1 protein-coding gene and 1 pseudogene are annotated in these 2,866 nt (G+C 71.9%); both read right to left on the bottom strand.

The features are described 5' to 3' along the window. Positions 1 to 143 precede the first annotated feature (143 nt). A pseudogene (locus AB0C29_RS41700) lies at positions 144 to 596 on the bottom strand (hypothetical protein); the annotation flags it as partial. Between the two features lie 1,109 nt (positions 597 to 1,705). After that, positions 1,706 to 2,257: an SAV_6107 family HEPN domain-containing protein gene (locus tag AB0C29_RS41695; protein WP_360832853.1), complete on the bottom strand. Its 552-nt coding sequence runs from the start codon at positions 2,255 to 2,257 to the stop codon at positions 1,706 to 1,708. Between the last annotated feature and the right edge of the window lie 609 nt (positions 2,258 to 2,866).

The following is a 2,866-nucleotide window of genomic DNA, read 5'->3' as shown; positions in this document are numbered from 1 at the left end:
CTTGTCGCGCCCTCAACGCCAGGAGCCGGCGATGGCTGCTGGGCATCGCGTTCGGCTTCGGCGGGCTGGCCGGCGGCCGGGAGGACAGCGGCGGGCCGGGATCGGGTGCCGGGCGTGGGGTCGTGCGGGGGTACGACGGCGAGTCCCGGCATCCACATGGTGATCTCTTTGGGGCGGGCCGCCGTACCCCGGCCCCGGGCAACGACGGTGACCTTGCGCCGACGCAGCCGGCCGTGCCCCGCGCCGAGGCCTTCCCACCGGCCCTGGGTGACCTGCAGCGTCACATCCGCGCCGTCCCACCGCCCATAGGGCACAAGCACACACCCCCGCTGCCGGGCCCGGGCGACGAGCCGGCTGGTGATCGAAACCGAAACCTGCCCCGGTACGGCGACAACAACAACATCCACCCCATCGATGAGCGCGGCGACGACGGTGGGCCACTCGGGACCGGGATCAGGCACAAGCGCAAGCCGATCCAGGGCGATCCCACTCTCCGCGGCAGCGAGCGCGCCGAGCGTGGGTACGCCGACGACGGCACACCAGGAACCGGCGTTGGAGGCGGCGGCGAGCAGAGCCAGGAGTAGAGAGGTGCTTCCGCCTCCGGGCTGCACCGCGCCGCCGCCCCGGATGGTGGCGCCGGGGATGGGCGGTGCGCTCCGCAGCGAGGAGGAACGATCGGCCGTGGATCCTCTCCTGGCCGCCGCTTTCGCGGATCCTCGCGCGCCCGACTCGTTCGGGAACGGGCCGCCCGGACCGCTGGTCATCGCGTCGGGCCGGGTAGCGGATCCACCGCCGGCACCGTCGGTCCTGAAGCCTCTCCCGCCTGGCCCAGCCATAGATCTGCTGCCAGCACCGTCGATCTCTGGTCCTCTGCCGTCCGGCGGATTCGTTGATGCGCTGCCGACGGCGTCGGTCTCGGGCGCTCTGCCGCCTGGCCAGGTCGCGACTTCTTGCGGGTCGGATGCGGATCTTGGCGAGCCGCGGCGGGCGGAGGCTTCGCGCTCGTGGGGGCCGGCGGGTGGCGGCGATGGGGTGGGGAGGGCGCCTTGATGGACGGAAGGGCCGGGGGTGATGCCGATCGCGATGGTGGTTCCGCGGCGCAGGCCCCGGCTCGGCAGGAGACTGCTCAGTTCGGGGAGGACCGGCAGTACCCGGTGCGTCCCGAAATCGCCGGTGTCGCTGGCCGGCCGGACCAGCTCAGCAAGGGCCGCAGCACCGTTGATCATGCGCCCGGCCATTGTCCGCCCCGTTTGTACACGTGCATTGAAGTTGATCTTTATCGTCACGACCCCGCCGAAGCGACGCCGCGAACGAGGTATTGCCACCGGCGATCTGGAAGGCCCTCACCCACCGCTAGCAGCACCCAGGCGGTGCGGCAGGAGCCCGTGTCGAACAGCCGCCGCCACGCCGCCGCCAGCCGGATCCGCTTAGCCCGAGCCGCAGCTACGAGCAGCAGCCGCAGGCGTTACGGAGGCTCACCGGTCTCTGCGCCACCCGGCGGGTGATCGTCGATGACTGCTGGGTGCCATCGAGGCGGCCTGCGACCGGCCGCACCTGGCGAGCAGGCCCGCTCACCCTGAGCGCCGCCGCCACGCGGATCTCCATTCCGGAGCCGACTGCGATGGTTTCCGGCCGAGGTGGTCGACCACAGCCCGAAGCACCCCACGACCGGGGCAGAGGCGGGAGGGCAGCCGTTAGGCCGCCGCTAGGCGGCTTCGAGGGTTGGCTGGTAGGCCACGCCGAGGGTGGATTCGACCAGGGAGACGAAGTGCTCCGCCGCGCGTAGCAGGTCGTCCGCCTCGCGGGGACTGACCACGCGGGGGATGCCTGCTTCGGCTGCGGCTCGCTTGGTCGCGCCCAGGGCGAAGTAGCTGGCCCAATCGCTGAACTCGGGTGCCACCAGGACCAGGAGGGACCAGGCGCTCGTCACCCGGCTGCGCTTCGTCGGCGCGGCCGGCCTGGCGCGGGCAGCGAGGACCGCTGCGGCTGCGCGCAGTGCCGCGAGGTGGGCTGCCGCGTAGCGCAGGCCGTCCGGGCGGGTGCCGGCCGCTTCCGCCAGGCCTTGGCGGGCTATGGCGAGCAGCTGGGCCGGGGTGCGGTTCGGCAGCAGGTTGGCCGGGACGGTGGGCGCCGCCTGGGCCGCCGCCGTGGGCGCGTGTGCCAGAGGACCGGGGCTCGCCGTCTGACCCGGGATCGGGCCCGGGAAGGCGCTCGGCGGTCTGAGAGTGGGCACCGGGTGGGCCTGATTGCTCACCATGGTCGTCTCCTCGCGTGTGTCGCATCCGACGTGCTGGTCGAACCGATCCGCTGCAAGAGGAAGAACACAGCGGTTGTGGCAGCCGGCCGGGTGTGAAGCTTCCCCACACCACACCCGGCCGGACTTGCCGGCGGGTCCGTCGCCCGCCGCTCGGGGGTCGAGAACAGCGGACGACGGTCCTGCCTTTTGTGCCGGTCCGGACCCGCGAATGCCCGGACCTCGCATGCGGCACTTCGCGGGCGCCGCATCCGGGAACCCCGCCGCGAACGCGGCTCCCGAGTAGTCAGGCCGGGTGTTCTACTGGCACAGGAGTTCGAACCAATCGAACACTCGTTCTAACTAAGAATGAGAGTACACCCCGGGTACGACAAAAATGCAACACACGCGAGGGCTCCGGCGGGGTGGTCGGCGGAGGGGGAGATCACCTTTGGCGGGGTCGCCCGTGGAGGTAAGGACTTGCTGGTCAGGACGGGTATGCGGGCCACTCGGAAATTACTGTCCAGGACTGGCGAATCGGTCAGCCGGCGGCCGGCAGCCGCGCCGGACCCGGCAGGAGCCGCACGAGCCGGGCGTGCGGCCGCAGGGCCAGGCCGGATGAGGCAAAGCCGG

The sequence above is a fragment of the Actinoplanes sp. NPDC048791 genome (genome assembly GCF_040650095.1).
Lineage (GTDB): Bacteria > Actinomycetota > Actinomycetes > Mycobacteriales > Micromonosporaceae > Actinoplanes.
The sequence above is the reverse complement of the archived record's forward strand: the minus strand, read 5'-3'. Positions and strand labels throughout refer to the sequence as shown.